The organism is Ruegeria sp. SCP11 (assembly GCF_040329455.1).
Lineage (GTDB): Bacteria > Pseudomonadota > Alphaproteobacteria > Rhodobacterales > Rhodobacteraceae > Ruegeria > Ruegeria atlantica_E.
In genome coordinates this window covers 318,215-332,966 of sequence record NZ_JBDZYG010000002.1, presented here as the reverse complement: position 1 = coordinate 332,966, position 14,752 = coordinate 318,215, and the positions used below count along the sequence as shown (strand labels likewise).

General features: G+C 57.9%; 15 protein-coding genes and 2 tRNA genes. 10 read left to right on the top strand and 7 right to left on the bottom strand.

The genetic code is table 11. From position 1 onward, the window contains the following. The first annotated feature begins 31 nt into the window (after positions 1–31). The gene (locus ABLN94_RS04730) at positions 32–253 is read left to right on the top strand and encodes a DUF1127 domain-containing protein (RefSeq protein ID WP_170490357.1); all 222 of its coding nucleotides are present in this window, start codon (positions 32–34) and stop codon (positions 251–253) included. Positions 254–311: 58 nt separating this feature from the next. Here ABLN94_RS04730 and ABLN94_RS04725 read toward each other — a convergent pair whose 3' ends face one another. Together ABLN94_RS04725 and ABLN94_RS04720 are read right to left on the bottom strand one after the other, a co-directional pair. Further along, positions 312–578, bottom strand: coding sequence for a hypothetical protein (locus ABLN94_RS04725; RefSeq protein ID WP_352989764.1), 267 nt, complete (start codon positions 576–578; stop codon positions 312–314). A gap of 85 nt (positions 579–663) precedes the next feature. Then, the gene (locus tag ABLN94_RS04720; RefSeq protein WP_352989762.1) at positions 664–3,057 is read right to left on the bottom strand and encodes an ATP-dependent helicase; all 2,394 of its coding nucleotides are present in this window, start codon (positions 3,055–3,057) and stop codon (positions 664–666) included. Between the two features lie 428 nt (positions 3,058–3,485). On the opposite strand from ABLN94_RS04720, the gene ABLN94_RS04715 reads away from it, so the two are divergent. Next, a complete protein-coding gene (locus tag ABLN94_RS04715; RefSeq protein ID WP_352989759.1) occupies positions 3,486–4,643 on the top strand; it encodes an alpha-hydroxy acid oxidase in 1,158 nt (385 codons plus the stop codon). A gap of 124 nt (positions 4,644–4,767) precedes the next feature. Further along, positions 4,768–8,205 carry a pyruvate carboxylase gene (locus ABLN94_RS04710; RefSeq protein ID WP_352989756.1) on the top strand — a complete coding sequence of 1,146 codons (3,438 nt, stop codon included), beginning with the start codon at positions 4,768–4,770 and terminating at the stop codon, positions 8,203–8,205. A gap of 53 nt (positions 8,206–8,258) precedes the next feature. Here ABLN94_RS04710 and ABLN94_RS04705 read toward each other — a convergent pair whose 3' ends face one another. Next, positions 8,259–9,245 (bottom strand): hypothetical protein, encoded by a 987-nt coding sequence (locus ABLN94_RS04705; RefSeq protein WP_352989753.1) that lies wholly within the window; start codon positions 9,243–9,245, stop codon positions 8,259–8,261. A gap of 252 nt (positions 9,246–9,497) precedes the next feature. Between ABLN94_RS04705 and ABLN94_RS04700 the strand changes: the two genes are divergently transcribed. Continuing rightward, positions 9,498–9,881 carry an MAPEG family protein gene (locus tag ABLN94_RS04700; protein WP_352989752.1) on the top strand — a complete coding sequence of 128 codons (384 nt, stop codon included), beginning with the start codon at positions 9,498–9,500 and terminating at the stop codon, positions 9,879–9,881. Between the two features lie 14 nt (positions 9,882–9,895). On the opposite strand, the gene ABLN94_RS04695 is transcribed toward ABLN94_RS04700, so the two are convergent. After that, positions 9,896–10,192: a hypothetical protein gene (locus tag ABLN94_RS04695; protein ID WP_352989750.1), complete on the bottom strand. Its 297-nt coding sequence runs from the start codon at positions 10,190–10,192 to the stop codon at positions 9,896–9,898. A 4-nt stretch (positions 10,193–10,196) separates the two neighbouring features. On the opposite strand from ABLN94_RS04695, the gene ABLN94_RS04690 reads away from it, so the two are divergent. The 3 genes from ABLN94_RS04690 (at position 10,197) to ABLN94_RS04680 (ending at position 11,322) form a co-directional block, all read left to right on the top strand. Then, positions 10,197–10,271 (top strand) — tRNA-Gly (locus tag ABLN94_RS04690). Between the two features lie 34 nt (positions 10,272–10,305). Further along, positions 10,306–10,380, top strand: a tRNA-Gly gene (locus tag ABLN94_RS04685). An 81-nt stretch (positions 10,381–10,461) separates the two neighbouring features. Next, positions 10,462–11,322 carry a GNAT family N-acetyltransferase gene (locus ABLN94_RS04680; protein ID WP_352989747.1) on the top strand — a complete coding sequence of 287 codons (861 nt, stop codon included), beginning with the start codon at positions 10,462–10,464 and terminating at the stop codon, positions 11,320–11,322. Here the strand turns inward: ABLN94_RS04680 and ABLN94_RS04675 are convergent. Next, on the bottom strand, positions 11,319–11,558 hold the full coding sequence (locus ABLN94_RS04675; RefSeq protein WP_170325761.1) for an Lrp/AsnC family transcriptional regulator: 240 nt from the start codon (positions 11,556–11,558) through the stop codon (positions 11,319–11,321). The genes ABLN94_RS04680 and ABLN94_RS04675 overlap by 4 nt on opposite strands. 154 nt (positions 11,559–11,712) lie before the next feature. On the opposite strand from ABLN94_RS04675, the gene hisB reads away from it, so the two are divergent. Both hisB and hisH read left to right on the top strand, forming a co-directional pair. Further along, a complete protein-coding gene (gene hisB / locus ABLN94_RS04670; protein WP_352989744.1) occupies positions 11,713–12,300 on the top strand; it encodes an imidazoleglycerol-phosphate dehydratase HisB in 588 nt (195 codons plus the stop codon). Then, positions 12,301–12,939 carry an imidazole glycerol phosphate synthase subunit HisH gene (gene hisH / locus ABLN94_RS04665; RefSeq protein WP_352989742.1) on the top strand — a complete coding sequence of 213 codons (639 nt, stop codon included), beginning with the start codon at positions 12,301–12,303 and terminating at the stop codon, positions 12,937–12,939. A gap of 3 nt (positions 12,940–12,942) precedes the next feature. Here the strand turns inward: hisH and ABLN94_RS04660 are convergent, their stop codons facing one another. Continuing rightward, on the bottom strand, positions 12,943–13,344 hold the full coding sequence (locus ABLN94_RS04660; protein WP_170489892.1) for a DUF2147 domain-containing protein: 402 nt from the start codon (positions 13,342–13,344) through the stop codon (positions 12,943–12,945). 134 nt (positions 13,345–13,478) lie between these two features. Here ABLN94_RS04660 and hisA point away from each other — a divergent pair, with 134 nt between their 5' ends. After that, on the top strand, positions 13,479–14,198 hold the full coding sequence (hisA, locus tag ABLN94_RS04655; RefSeq protein WP_352989739.1) for a 1-(5-phosphoribosyl)-5-[(5-phosphoribosylamino)methylideneamino]imidazole-4-carboxamide isomerase: 720 nt from the start codon (positions 13,479–13,481) through the stop codon (positions 14,196–14,198). A 5-nt stretch (positions 14,199–14,203) separates the two neighbouring features. Here hisA and ABLN94_RS04650 read toward each other — a convergent pair whose 3' ends face one another. Beyond that, positions 14,204–14,596, bottom strand: coding sequence for a DUF302 domain-containing protein (locus ABLN94_RS04650; RefSeq protein WP_352989736.1), 393 nt, complete (start codon positions 14,594–14,596; stop codon positions 14,204–14,206). Positions 14,597–14,752: the final 156 nt, after the last annotated feature.

The following is a 14,752-nucleotide window of genomic DNA, read 5'->3' as shown; positions in this document are numbered from 1 at the left end:
CGGCAACAACGAAAACTATCGAGTATCGCAGATGGCTGCAGCAACACATCAGACCGCTCTGAAGAGCGCACCGGCAACCGGCCTGGCTTCGCTGATCGAAGCTGCAAAGACTCGGTTCGTTCGCTACCGAGTTTACCGCCAGACAGTAACCGAACTGTCCGAGCTGTCGAACCGCGAACTGGCTGATCTGGGCTTGCACCGTTCGATGATCCGTCGCCTGGCAATGCAAGCGGCCGAAGAGCACACCGCGTAAAAAAGCGCGAGACGACATACCGAGATCAGGTTCTTCCTCCTCCCTTAGAACCTGTATTTCAGCGGCGATATCTCTCCTCCTCCCTGATATCGCCGCGATCTATACCGGCTCTAAGTGCCGGACACAGACACACCGGGTACTCCTCCTCCCTTTCCTGGTGTTGAAAGCGCGCGGCGACGTCTTCCTCCTCCCTGACGTCGCCGCGACTTACAAATACCGGGATCAGACCCGGGTTCGGATACATCGGGGCTCTCCTCCTCCCTGCCCTGATGTTGAAAAGAACGGCGGTTCCCTCTCCTCCTCCCTGGGAACCGCCGTTTTTCATTTCCCCAGCATGAAAAAAGGCGCCGCAGTCATGGCCGGGCGCCGATAAAGAATCGAGTATGTGCCGTCAGGCACATTCCATTTGATTAAAACGGGACGTCATCCTTGGCGGACAGAAACCGCGAGACGACCTTTTTGGTCCCCGCCTTGTCGAAATCCACTTCGACCTTGTCCCCTTCGATACCAATGACTGCGCCATAGCCGAACTTTTGGTGAAACACGCGTTCACCCAAGGTAAAACTGGCCACAGCAGTTGCGTCGATCACCGTGTTGCGGCTTTCGCGTGGTTGCGACATTCCGTATTGCCCCTGCCGTGCCTGCATCCGTTTCCAGCCCGGAGAGTTATAGACATTCGCCTCGGCCGCACGGGTTTCGATCCCCGCCGCTGGCTGACCGCCGCCATAGAGGCCCGGAGGCGTCAACACCTCCACATGATCCTCGGGCAGTTCGTCGATGAAACGTGACGGCATCGCATTCTGCCATTGCCCGAATACCCGCCGGTTGGCTGCAAAGGAAATGGTACAGACCTCTTCGGCACGCGTGATGCCCACATAGGCCAGTCGCCGCTCTTCCTCGAGCCCCTTGATCCCAGACTCATCCATCGACCGCTGCGAGGGGAACAGACCGTCCTCCCACCCCGGCAGGAACACGGCAGGAAACTCCAACCCTTTCGCCGCGTGCAGTGTCATGATCGAGACCTTGGCTCCGTCGCCCTCCTGCTCGTTGTCCATGACGAGGCTGACATGCTCCAGAAAACCCTGAAGGTTTTCGAAATTGTCCAGCTGGTTGACCAATTCCTTGAGGTTTTCCAGCCGCCCCGGAGCCTCGGGCGTCTTTTCGTTCTGCCAATGGGCGGTATAGCCAGACTCATCCAGTATGATCTGAGCCAGTTCTATATGTGACACTTCGGGTTCGCCGAACCGCATTGGGGCGCCGTCATCAATGACCGACTCGTCATCGACCTCGATCCGAGGCCCACGCGTCATCGCATTCCACCGCGCCAGCCCGTCGATCAACTCGCGCAGCGCCTTTCCGCCTTTACTCTTGATCAACCCGTTATCAACCGCAATCCGCGCCCCATCGACCAAGGACACGCCATTTTCCCGCGCTGTCATCTGGATCGTCTGTTGGGCTTTGTCGCCTAACCCGCGTTTCGGTGTATTTACGATCCGCTCGAACGCCAGATCGTCGCCGGGGCTGACCACCAGCCGGAAATAGGCCATGGCATCGCGGATTTCCATCCGCTCATAGAACCGAGGGCCGCCAATCACCTTATACGGCAAGCCAATGGTCAAAAACCGATCCTCGAACGCGCGCATCTGATGAGATGCGCGAACAAGAATGGCGATTTCATCGAGATTCATCGGGCGCACACCACGGGTGCCACCCTGCATCGCGTCAATTTCCTCGCCGATCCAGCGCGCCTCTTCCTCGCCATCCCAATGACCGATCAGGCGGACCTTCTCGCCCTCTTCCGCGTCGGTCCAAAGCTCTTTACCAAGACGGCTTTCATTCCCGCGAATGACGTTCGAAGCAGCGGCCAGAATATGCGGTGTCGAGCGGTAGTTCTGCTCCAGCCGCACCACGAAAGCTCCGGGGAAGTCTTTCTCGAACCGAAGGATGTTGCCCACTTCGGCCCCGCGCCAGCCATAGATCGACTGATCATCATCCCCCACGCAGCAGATATTCTTATGCGCCCCGGCCAGCAGACGCAGCCAGAGGTATTGAGCGACGTTGGTATCCTGATACTCGTCCACCAAGATGTAGCGGAACCAACTCTGGTATTGTTCCAGAACGTCCTGATGAGTCTGAAAGATCGTGACCATGTGCAGGAGCAGGTCACCAAAATCCACCGCGTTCAGTTCGCGCAGTCGGGTCTGATACTGGGCGTAAAGCTCAATACCTTTGTTGTTATAGGCAGCGGCATCCGCAGCGGACACCTTGTCCGGCGTCAGCGCGCGGTTCTTCCAATCATCAATGATCCCGGCCAGCATGCGCGCAGGCCAGCGTTTGTCGTCGATATTCGCCGCCTGAACCAACTGCTTGAGCAGGCGCAGTTGATCATCCGTATCGAGAATGGTGAAGTTCGATTTCAGGTCGACTAGTTCAGCATGACGACGCAGCAACTTGACGCAAACTGAGTGGAACGTACCCATCCATTGCATCCCGCGCTCAACATTAACAGGATACTGCTGAACCCGATCTTTCATTTCCTTTGCAGCCTTGTTTGTAAACGTTACCGCAAGAATTTCGTTCGACCTTGCTCTCCCTGTGTGGAGAATTTCAGCAATTCGCGAAATAAGTGCTCTAGTCTTGCCCGTACCAGCCCCAGCAAGAACAAGCACCGGACCGTCGAGCGTCTTTACTGCCTTCATCTGTTCGCTATTCAACCATTCAAGATGAGGCGTGGGCCGCGCGGCCATAGCCCGCGCGGACAGCGATGCGCCCTCAAAGGCGTCCATATCGTCGAAACTGCTCATCCCCCCAAACTACGCCGGATATGCGCCAAGGGAAAGAGTTTGTTCACGGCTTGTTCGCGTAAAATTTTCAAAGGCGTCACACCCAATCTGGTCCATTCGATGGATATAGTCTGCGGGGCGGCGCAGGCATGACGCTCCGCCTGAGATTTGCGATTTTGTTATAACAAAGAGGGACACTGGCGGCCCCGTATGGCAGAGACTCCCCGCGATTCCTGCTCCTGTGGCCGTCAGGATGCTTGAGTCCGACCGCCCTACGCGGCGACGCAATTGTCCGCAAGCTGTGTCTTATCTCGAATACGTTGGTGCTCCCCGTCCGACGCATTGGCCCATGCACGCCTCGGATGACGTGTTGCACAGGCCCAATGACAAGGGTCGGTCCAGCAACCTGAAAACCTTGCAGAATCGCCCGACAGGTCGGATCAATTCATATGGACCTGCACAGCACCTTTCCCGGCCTTGCCGATCTGAAACGCCGCGGACGGCGCAGGGTGCCACATTTCGTCTGGGAGTATCTGGACAGCGGGACAGGATCCGAGGTCACATTGCGCCGGAACCGCACCGCTCTGGACAGGGTCACGTTTCTGCCCTCAATCCTGCATGGTCCGATTGAATTTGACACCGGCACGCGGTTTCTGGGTCATGACTATCCCCTGCCGTTCGGGATTGCGCCTATTGGCATGTCGGGGCTGATCTGGCCCGATGCGGAAAGGCTGCTGGCGCGCGCAGCCGCAGAGGCCGGGCTACCCTATACGCTGTCGACCGTAGCGAGTCAGAGCCCTGAAGACCTGGCCACAGATATCGGACAAAACGCCTGGTTTCAGCTTTACCCGCCGAAAGACCCGGAAATTCGCGCCGACTTGCTGAACCGCGCCCGATCAGCGGGGTTCTCGACGCTTGTGCTAACCGTTGATGTCCCGGTCGCCTCGCGGCGAGAACGGCAGGTCCGTTCCGGCCTGACACATCCGCCCAAGCTGACCCCCCGCCTGTTGGCCCAGATCATCCGGCGCCCGATTTGGGCTCTGGGTATGGCTCAAACCGGGATGCCGCGGATGAGAACGTTGGACAAATACATCGACGATAACAGCGCCCTATCGCCGACGGCTCACGTGGGATATTTGCTGCGCACATCCCCGGACATGGAATACGTCAATTGGCTACGAGACGCATGGCACGGGCCGTTCATCGTGAAAGGTGTAATGCGAGCAGAAGACGCTGACCGGCTACAGCGGGCCGGAGTTGATGCTATCTGGGTTTCGAATCACGGCGGTCGACAGTTTGATGGTGCTCCAGCCAGTATTGAGGTTCTTCGCGCCATTCGGGCGTCTACAACCTTGCCGTTGATCTTCGACAGCGGGGTAGAAAGCGGTTTGGATATTCTGCGTGCCATGGCACTGGGTGCGAATTTTGTCATGCTGGGACGCGGATTCTTGTATGGTCTCAGCGCCTTGGGTGCGCGAGGGCCAGCTCATGTCATAGACATCCTATGCCAGGACATGATCGCCAATATGGGACAAATGGGGCTCCCGAATCTGCAAAAAATCCCATCTGCGATTACAAACGTTGATGCTGCAGTGCAGCGTGTGTAAGACAATCATGCCAAAAGGCGGCGTTTGCGAGCGATAACATGCCGGTTCTACCCAGAACGACTGATATACGTGCGCGTATTGTCCGCCTATTAACACGGCCACACAAATAAGACCGGGACCTGACATGACCGACTTCAACAAGATCCTGATTGCCAATCGCGGCGAGATTGCCATTCGCGTGATGCGCGCAGCAAACGAGATGGGCAAACGCACCGTCGCGGTGTTCGCTGAGGAAGATAAGCTGGGGCTGCACCGCTTCAAGGCGGATGAGGCCTATCGCATTGGCGAAGGGATGGGGCCGGTTGCGGCGTATCTGTCGATTGACGAGATTATCCGCGTTGCCAAGGAATGTGGCGCGGATGCGATCCATCCCGGCTATGGCCTGCTGTCCGAGAATCCTGATTTCGTGGACGCATGTGTTCAGAACGGCATCACTTTCATCGGTCCCAAGGCAGAAACCATGCGCGCGCTGGGTGACAAGGCGAGCGCGCGGCGTGTTGCCATCGCGGCCGGTGTCCCGGTCATCCCTGCGACCGAAGTGCTAGGCGATGACATGGACGCCATCCGGGCCGAGGCCAAGGAAATCGGCTATCCATTGATGCTGAAGGCCAGTTGGGGCGGCGGCGGTCGTGGTATGCGCCCGATCAACTCAGAAGATGAGCTGGAAGAAAAGGTACTGGAAGGCCGTCGTGAGGCCGAAGCCGCATTCGGCAACGGCGAGGGTTATCTGGAAAAGATGATCACCCGCGCCCGCCACGTCGAAGTCCAAATTCTGGGCGACAAGCATGGTGAGATTTACCACCTCTACGAACGCGACTGCTCGGTCCAGCGCCGGAACCAGAAGGTCGTGGAACGCGCCCCTGCCCCGTATCTGTCGGAAGAACAGCGGGCCGAGATTTGTGAGCTTGGCCGCAAGATTTGCGCCCATGTGAACTATGAATGCGCGGGCACGGTTGAATTCCTGATGGATATGGAAACCGGCAAGTTCTACTTCATCGAAGTGAATCCCCGCGTGCAGGTGGAACACACCGTCACTGAGGAAGTCACCGGAATCGACATCGTTCAGGCTCAGATTCTGATCGCTGAAGGTAAAACTCTGGCCGAGGCCACCGGTGCGGCCAGCCAGGCAGATGTGCATCTGACCGGCCACGCGCTGCAGACCCGGATCACCACAGAGGACCCACAGAACAACTTCATCCCCGATTATGGCCGCATCACAGCCTATCGCTCGGCCACTGGTATGGGCATTCGTCTGGACGGCGGCACGGCCTACGCAGGTGGAGTGATCACTCGGTATTACGACTCGCTGCTGACCAAGGTGACCGCCAAAGCGCCGACGCCCGAGGCTGCGATCGCCCGGATGGACCGCGCCCTGCGCGAGTTCCGTATTCGCGGCGTCAGCACCAATATCGACTTTGTCATCAACCTGCTGAAACACCCGACCTTCCTGTCAAACGAATACACCACCAAGTTCATCGACACGACGCCGGACCTGTTCACCTTCAAGCGCCGCCGCGACCGGGGCACCAAGGTTCTGACCTATATCGCGGACATCACCGTGAACGGTCACCCTGAGACCGCAGACCGCCCCGAGCCGCGCGCCGACCTGAAAGAGGCCAAGCCGCCCGCGCTGAAGGGTGAACCCAAAATGGGCACCCGCAATCTGCTGGAACAAAAAGGTCCGCAGGCCGTCGCCGACTGGATGAAGGCCCAACGGCAGCTGTTGATCACCGACACAACCATGCGCGATGGCCACCAATCTCTGCTGGCGACCCGAATGCGCTCGATCGACATGATCAAGGTGGCACCGACCTATGCGGCCAACCTGCCGCAGCTGTTCTCGGTTGAATGCTGGGGCGGAGCGACCTTCGACGTCGCCTACCGCTTCCTGCAGGAATGCCCGTGGCAGCGTCTGCGCGACCTGCGCGAGGCGATGCCGAACCTCATGACACAGATGCTGCTGCGCGGTGCGAACGGGGTTGGCTACACCAACTACCCGGACAACGTGGTGCAGGAGTTCGTCCGTCAGGCCTCGAAGAACATCGATGTGTTCCGCGTCTTCGACTCGCTGAACTGGGTCGAGAATATGCGCGTGGCGATGGATGCGGTCGTCGAGAACGGCAAGATCTGTGAGGGCACCGTCTGCTACACCGGCGACATCCTTGACCCGGATCGGTCGAAGTACGACCTGAAATATTATGTCGGCATGGCGAAAGAACTGCGCGACGCAGGCGCGCATGTTCTGGGACTGAAGGACATGGCGGGCCTGCTGAAACCGGCCTCGGCCAAGATCCTGATCCGTGCTCTGAAGGAAGAAGTCGGTCTGCCGATCCACTTCCACACGCATGACACCGCCGGTATCGCCAGCGCGACCATCCTTGCGGCCTCTGAGGCTGGCGTGGACGCGGTAGACTGCGCGATGGACAGCTTCTCGGGCAATACCTCGCAGGCGACGCTGGGCACTGTGGTCGAGGCGCTGCGCCATACCGAGCGCGACACCGGTCTGGACATTAAGGCAATCCGCGAGATCAGCGATTACTTCGAGGCCGTCCGCGGCCAGTACGCGGCCTTCGAATCCAGCCTGCAGGCTCCGGCGTCCGAGGTCTATCTGCACGAGATGCCCGGCGGTCAGTTCACCAACCTTAAGGCGCAGGCGCGCTCCTTGGGTCTGGAAGAGCGCTGGCACGAGGTCGCTCAGATGTATGCCGACGTGAACCAGATGTTCGGCGATATCGTCAAAGTGACGCCGTCCTCCAAAGTGGTTGGTGACATGGCGCTGATGATGGTCAGCCAGGGGCTGACACGCGCCGATGTGGAAAGCCCCTCGACCGATGTGGCCTTCCCCGACTCGGTCGTCGACATGATGCGCGGCAATCTGGGCCAGCCTCCGGGCGGGTTCCCTGACACCATCATCAAGAAAGTACTGAAGGACGAGGCCCCCAACACCGAGCGCCCCGGCAAGGATGTGCCCGCTGTCGATCTGGAAGCCACCCGAGCCGAGCTGTCAAAGCAGTTGGAAGGCAAAGAGGTCGATGATGAAGACCTGAACGGCTACCTGATGTATCCCAAGGTGTTTCTGGACTACATGGGCCGCCACCGGGTTTACGGTCCAGTCCGTACTCTGCCTACGCGCACCTTCTTCTACGGCATGGAGCCGGGTGAGGAGATCACCGCTGAGATCGACCCGGGCAAGACGCTGGAAATCCGCTGTCAGGCCATCGGTGAAACCGATGACAAGGGTGAGGTCAAAGTGTTCTTTGAACTCAACGGCCAGCCCCGCGTGATCCGCGTGCCGAACCGTATGGTCACCTCGACCACGCAGGCGCGACCCAAAGCCGAGCCGGGCAACCACGATCATGTCGGCGCGCCGATGCCGGGTGTGGTGGCCACCGTGGCGGTTACGGCTGGCCAAGAAGTCAAGGAAGGCGACATGCTGCTGACCATCGAAGCGATGAAGATGGAGACCGGCATCCACGCCGAGCGGGACGCCACAGTCAAAGCCGTCCACGTGCAGCCGGGCGGCCAGATCGACGCCAAAGACCTGCTGGTCGAACTGGAATAACAAAAAAAGGCGCGCAGATTGCGCGCCTTTTTTCTTTTGGGCGAGTGGACGTTTTAGCCGTCAACGACCTCATCGACTTCCACCTCGTCTGTCTCAGCTTCCACCGCGACTTCGTCGAGTTCTTCCGGCTCAGGAAGGCCCAGAAGATCATGCAACTCATCCATCGCATCCGGCGACAACTCGCGGCCATCAGTCAGCGTATCCAAGGCCTCTTGCGGATCGGCCGCGTCGGCCAACGTGGTTTCGGCATCCTGAACAGCCTGCTCAGCATCGGCCACGGCATCACTGTACTTATCTTCCGCAGTGATGCCCTGCTCCGCCTCTTCCTCTGTGGGCGCGAATTGCTCTTGGATTTGCTCGTCAGTCAAATCTTGCAGGTCCGATAGTTCTGTTTGTTTCTCTTCCAGATCCGCTGTCGCGCCCGAGTAGCCTAGAACGCTTTGCTGATACGAATAAAGCTTACCTGGCATACTATTCGGTGCAGCATTCCTTAGCGCCGTTTGGCTGGCATGCGCTGCGTTGAGTTCCTTCAACTCTGATGCGATCTTTCCGTGCTTGTTAGGAGGCACGGCTTCTTCATCAAGCGTGACCACCGCTTTGGGGGTCGCACGCGTCACAGCTTTGGTCTTATTTTTATTGCCTTTAACCATGTTTTCCAGCTTGGTCACAAAAGCTGGCTTGTTCTTATTTGTCGAACGGGATTTCGTAGATTTTTGCCGGTCGGTTTTGTTGATGCCCAATTTGCCCAGCAGCCCCTTGCCTTTACCGGCCGATTTATTGCCCGAGCCACTGTTACCCTTGGCATTGTTTTCGCCGGATTTGTTGCTGGCTTGGCTGCTATTGCCTTTGTCGCCGCTATTACCTTTGCCTCCGCCGTTACCACCACCGTTACCACCGCCATTGCCGCCACCGTTTCCACCGCCATTGCCATTCTTGGCAATGGCCATGTCCGGCGCAGCGACAACCGCAACAAAACTGGCCGCCCCAGCCAGCATCAAAGAGGTCGCAAACACGCGCGATATCAATAGTACACGTTTCATTTAATTCACCTTTTCCTTTCGCCATTGGCAGCACCAGCCAAGGAATTGCATGTGCAAAACATAGTATTTGAATAGTTTTAAACTGAATTTTGGCAAAACTGCGGCAAAAAACAACCCGCGCCAGATTCCGCCGATACCCCCGAGCACCCGAAATCATACGCTCCCAACTGGAACAACTTGAGAAACTGCGTAGTGTCTCAGGCAATGTGCGGGCAATTGCACGGCGTTTTATTTGATCAAAGTGAGGGCTTTATGCTGACCACCACCCCCATCTATGCCGCTTTGCTGGCGATCCTGTATGTCGCTCTCAGCTTCAAGGTCATTGGCCAACGTCGCACCGACAAGATTTCTTATGGGGATGGCGGCAACCAGAACATGCTCAAAGTTATGCGGACGCATTCTAACTTTGTTGAATACACGCCGTTTGCCCTGCTGCTGATCATAATAGTTGAGCTGCAGGGCGCGGGTGGTCTGCTGCTGAACCTGCTGGGGCTGACTTTGCTGGGTGGACGGCTGCTGCACGCCTATGGCTTTGGGCGCAGTCCTCAGATTGTGATTCTGCGCCAGATCGGAATGCTGCTTACTTTCACAGCCATTCTGGTGGCTGCGGTTGCGATTCTGGTGCTGGCGTTCTGATCTGGTTAGCGGGCTTATCCCGCTAAAATCTGCGTCTGAATCGTCGGAGCATGCATTAGAACAGGCTCAACTTCGACAACCCTGCCCTCATCACGTGCGCAGATAACCGTGGTCAATACGATGAGCACCGCCAAAAGTGCCATTTTAATGTCTGCAATACGTGCCATTTCGTCACCTCGAACCTTATTATTTTGTAGTGCTCTGTTTCTTGAACGCGCCGCCTTTGGATTTCCGTCGAAAGATTTTTCATCTTTTTTGTGTTTTTCCGCTTGCAGCCCTGCGTGGGAATTTATAAATCCCTCCTCACTCAACGGCGCGGGCGTAGCTCAGGGGTAGAGCATAACCTTGCCAAGGTTAGGGTCGGGCGTTCGAATCGCCTCGCCCGCTCCATTGAGAGGTCTTCGGACCAACATATGTATCTGATGCGGGCGTAGCTCAGGGGTAGAGCATAACCTTGCCAAGGTTAGGGTCGGGCGTTCGAATCGCCTCGCCCGCTCCAGATACCAAACTCTCCGAACATGCTGGTTCTTCGTGACGCATTGCGTCATTCTGGTTGTGCTGCGCAACACAGGGTTCACTCATGTCTGAATACGTTATCCGCCCTCTCACCGCTGACGAGTTGCAGCAGGCCGTGGATTGGGCCGCACACGAAGGGTGGAATCCGGGCCATCATGATGCCGCGTGTTTCCACAGTACGGATACTGACGGGTTTCTGGGCGGATTCATGGATGGTGAGATGATCGCCTCAATCTCGGTGGTCCATTACGACGATGGGTTTGCTTTCCTCGGGTTCTACATCGTGCACCCCGAGCATCGTGGCGCGGGACACGGGCTGAAGCTTTGGCAGGGTGCATTAGCCAACTGCACTGCCCGCAACGTCGGGCTGGATGGGGTCGTCGATCAGCAGCACAATTACCGCAAATCGGGCTTTGCCTTCGCGTACAACAACTATCGATTCACCGGGACTGTAGCGGATATTCAGCGGGCGTTGCCACCGTCAGCCGGCACCGAAGCTTTGACTACGGTTTCTGATGAATTACAGGCGTATGATCGCCAACTGTTCCCAACCCCGCGTGACACGTTCCTGCAGGGCTGGATCAGCGCACCAACTCATGTCTCACGTGTGTATTCCGAGGACGGACAGATCAAAGGCTATGCCACGTTGCGCCCATGCAAAAACGGCTACAAGATCGGGCCGCTATTCGCGGACCGCGCCGACATTGCCGAAACCTTGCTGGCCAGCTTGCTGGAAACGTTACCGGAAGATCAAAGCGCGCAAGAGGTCTTCATCGACATGCCACAACCCAACCAGGCCGCATTTGATTTGGCAGCAAAGCTTGGGTTGGAAAAGGTTTTCGAAACGGCTCGGATGTATTCCAGCCATCAACCGGACATAGACCTGAACCGTATCTTTGGCGTGACGACGTTTGAGCTTGGTTAAAACGCTTTGAACGTCATTGTGGTCAGCGACCGCTCGATATTGGGAATCACCAGCAGGTTTTCGTTGATGAAATGCCCCACATCCTCGGTTTCGGGGATGTAGAGTTTCAATAGCAGGTCATATTCACCACTGGTCGAGTAGAGTTCGGAGTGGATTTCGCGAAGAGCGATTTCCTCGGCCACCTTATAGGTGGTGCCGGGTTTACAGCGGATCTGGATGAAAACGCAGGTGGACATGGGCCGGACCTTGTTGATTGAGTTGTCCGCAGGCTGGCATGGGCTGCGCCCGGGTGCAATCCCCCGCAACACTTTGCATTGAATGCCACGTGTGGACTGGATAAGCCGCCCCAACCCCGTCTATAAGCGCGCCTGTAGCAAAAGGAATTCGCCCATGCGCAGCGCAAAGATCAGCCGTCAGACCGCCGAGACCGAGATCTCGGTCGAGGTCAATCTGGACGGCACTGGCACTTACGACAACCAGACCGGCGTTGGCTTCTTTGACCACATGCTGGACCAGCTGGCGCGGCACTCGCTGATCGATTTGACGATCCGCGCCAAGGGCGATTATCACATCGACGACCACCACACGGTTGAGGACACCGGCATCGCGCTGGGTCAAGCGCTGACACGGGCCTTAGGCGACAAAAAGGGCATTCGACGCTATGGCGAATGTCACCTGCCCATGGATGACGCTCAGGTGCGCTGTGCTCTGGACCTGTCGGGGCGTCCATTCCTGATCTGGAACGTGGACCTTCCGACCCCCAAGATCGGCAATTTCGACACCGAGTTGGTGCGCGAATTCTTTCAGGCGCTCAGCACCCACGGTGGCATCACGTTGCATATCGACCAGTTGCACGGTTTCAACAGCCACCACATCGCCGAAGCCGCCTTCAAAGCGGTCGCCCGTGCGTTGCGTCTGGCGGTTGAAACCGACCCGCGCAAAGCTGATGCGATACCCTCCACCAAGGGTGCGCTGTAAATGCTGACTGCCATCATTGACTACGAGAGCGGCAACCTCCACTCGGCCGAAAAAGCGTTCCAGCGCATGGCGCGCGAAATGGATGCGGGTACGGTCGTTGTGACCTCGGACGCGGAAGTTGTAGCGCGCGCCGACCGGCTCGTGCTGCCCGGCGATGGCGCGTTTCCCGCCTGTGCAGCTGAACTGCGCGGGCACAAAGGCATCTATGACGCGATGGTTGAGGCGGTCGAACAGAAAGGCCGCCCCTTTCTAGGAATCTGCGTTGGGATGCAGTTGATGGCCTCGAAAGGCCATGAGTACAGCGAAACGGACGGGCTGGACTGGGTGGCCGGCGATGTGGTTCGGATCGAGCCGTCAGACACATCGCTGAAAGTGCCGCATATGGGCTGGAACGATCTGGTGCTGGAAAGCGATCACCCGGTGTTCGAAGGTGTTAAGTCAGGCGATCACACCTATTTCGTTCATTCCTACCATTTCCGTGTCAAAGACCCGGCGCAACGACTGGCCTATGTCGATTATGGGCAAGAGGTCACGGCCGTGATTGGCCGCGACACGATGGTCGGCATGCAGTTCCACCCCGAGAAAAGCCAGGATGTGGGTCTGCGCATGATCGGGAACTTCCTGACCTGGGCCCCTTAACGGCTACTGAACCCGTGTCCAGGTCTGCCCACGGCAGACCAGACCTCCAACCGCACACCCTTTGACAGTCAGCTTGTTCTGGCTGTCCAAGGTCATCTTCGAATTGTAGGTCTTGTCCCGGTCCGGCGCCCAGATTTTACCGCTGTCGTACTGACCATCACCCTCGGGCACCATGTCCCAGATGATCTGTTTTCCTAAGTTTTCATATTCCAACTGCTGATTGCCATCGCCGTCAAAGGCGCTGTCGATGGTGCCGCAAATTGCGCTGCCGCATTCCGCGATGGAAACGTGCAAATAACCCCCGGTATCGCCTGGCTGGGTCTTCCATAGCCCGTCCACCGGATCGGCGGCAAACGCCGTCGTTGCCATGCCGGCAAATCCTGCTGCGAGTAGAAATTTCTTCATAATGCTCTCCCTGTTTTGCCCTCACTCTGGCCCGCTGACGAGCTTCGGGCAAGAATGACTTTGCGTCGCGTTGCATCCCCTGCCCTGACTGTGCGATATCCCGCGCGACTGACCAAGATATAGGGCCGCCTGACATGATCCTCTACCCCGCCATCGACCTCAAAGACGGCAACGCTGTGCGCCTGCTGCGTGGTGAAATGGACAAGGCCACCGTGTTCAATGAGGACCCTGCAGCGCAAGCCCGCGCCTTTGTCGAAGCCGGGTGCGAGTGGTTGCATTTGGTGGACCTGAACGGAGCTTTTGCGGGTGAGCCGGTTAACGCCGCGCCTGTCGAGGCGATCCTCAAAGCCTGCAGCGTACCCGCCCAATTGGGCGGCGGCATTCGTGACATGGCAACGATCGAGACCTGGATCAACAAAGGGCTGGCCCGGGTCATTCTGGGCACCGTGGCGGTCGAGAACCCCGATCTGGTTCGCGAGGCGGCGAAGGCCTTCCCTGGCAAGGTCGCCGTAGGCATCGACGCTCGCAACGGCATGGTCGCAACCAAAGGCTGGGCCGAAGAAACCGACGTACAGGTGACGGACCTCGCCCGCAGTTTCGAAGACGCAGGCGTGGCAGCAATCATCTACACCGACATCAACCGAGATGGCGCGATGCAAGGTCCGAATATCGAAGCGACCGCAGATCTGGCGCGCGCCGTGTCGATCCCCGTGATCGCCTCGGGCGGCGTAAGCTCTCTGGACGACCTGATCGCCCTGCGTGATTGCGGTGTGGAACTGAACGGCGCCATTTCAGGCCGCGCGCTCTATGATGGCGCGATTGACCTGAATGCGGCCATTCGCGCCCTTTCGTAACAAGCTTACTGCGCGGCGACCGAGGTCAATTTGGCCAGCGCGCCGCGCATCTTCTCGATGACCGGAGAGTTCTCGACATCGTCGAGCTCGTCCATGGTCTCTTTCGGGTCCTCATAGGCCAGCCAGACCTGACCGTTCTCATCTTCATACGCCTGCACTTTCAGCGGCAGAAATAGCCCTGCGCGCGGATCGATCTGCATGGCGGGCGTGCCCAGCGCCGGGTTCCCGAAGATCAACACCTGGTTGGCCGGAATGGTCAGCCCAACCTTTTCCGCGCCCGCCGCATGGTCGATCCGTGCAAAGACAGTTGCGCCCGAATTCCCAACGGCCGCTTCCAGCGCGTCCAGTGCCTCGGACACTGATTTGTCGGTGTTTACCTTGATGATATCGTCAGCCATTGCGGCAACTGCTCCTGCAAAAATGAAGGTGGTTGTCAAAAAGAGGTTTCGCATCTCATTGATCTCCTGATGAATTTGGGAACAGATTTCACAGGTTTGAAAGCAGTGACAATCACAAGTCTGGCATCGGCGAGGCTTTGCCGGTACAGGTGCGGA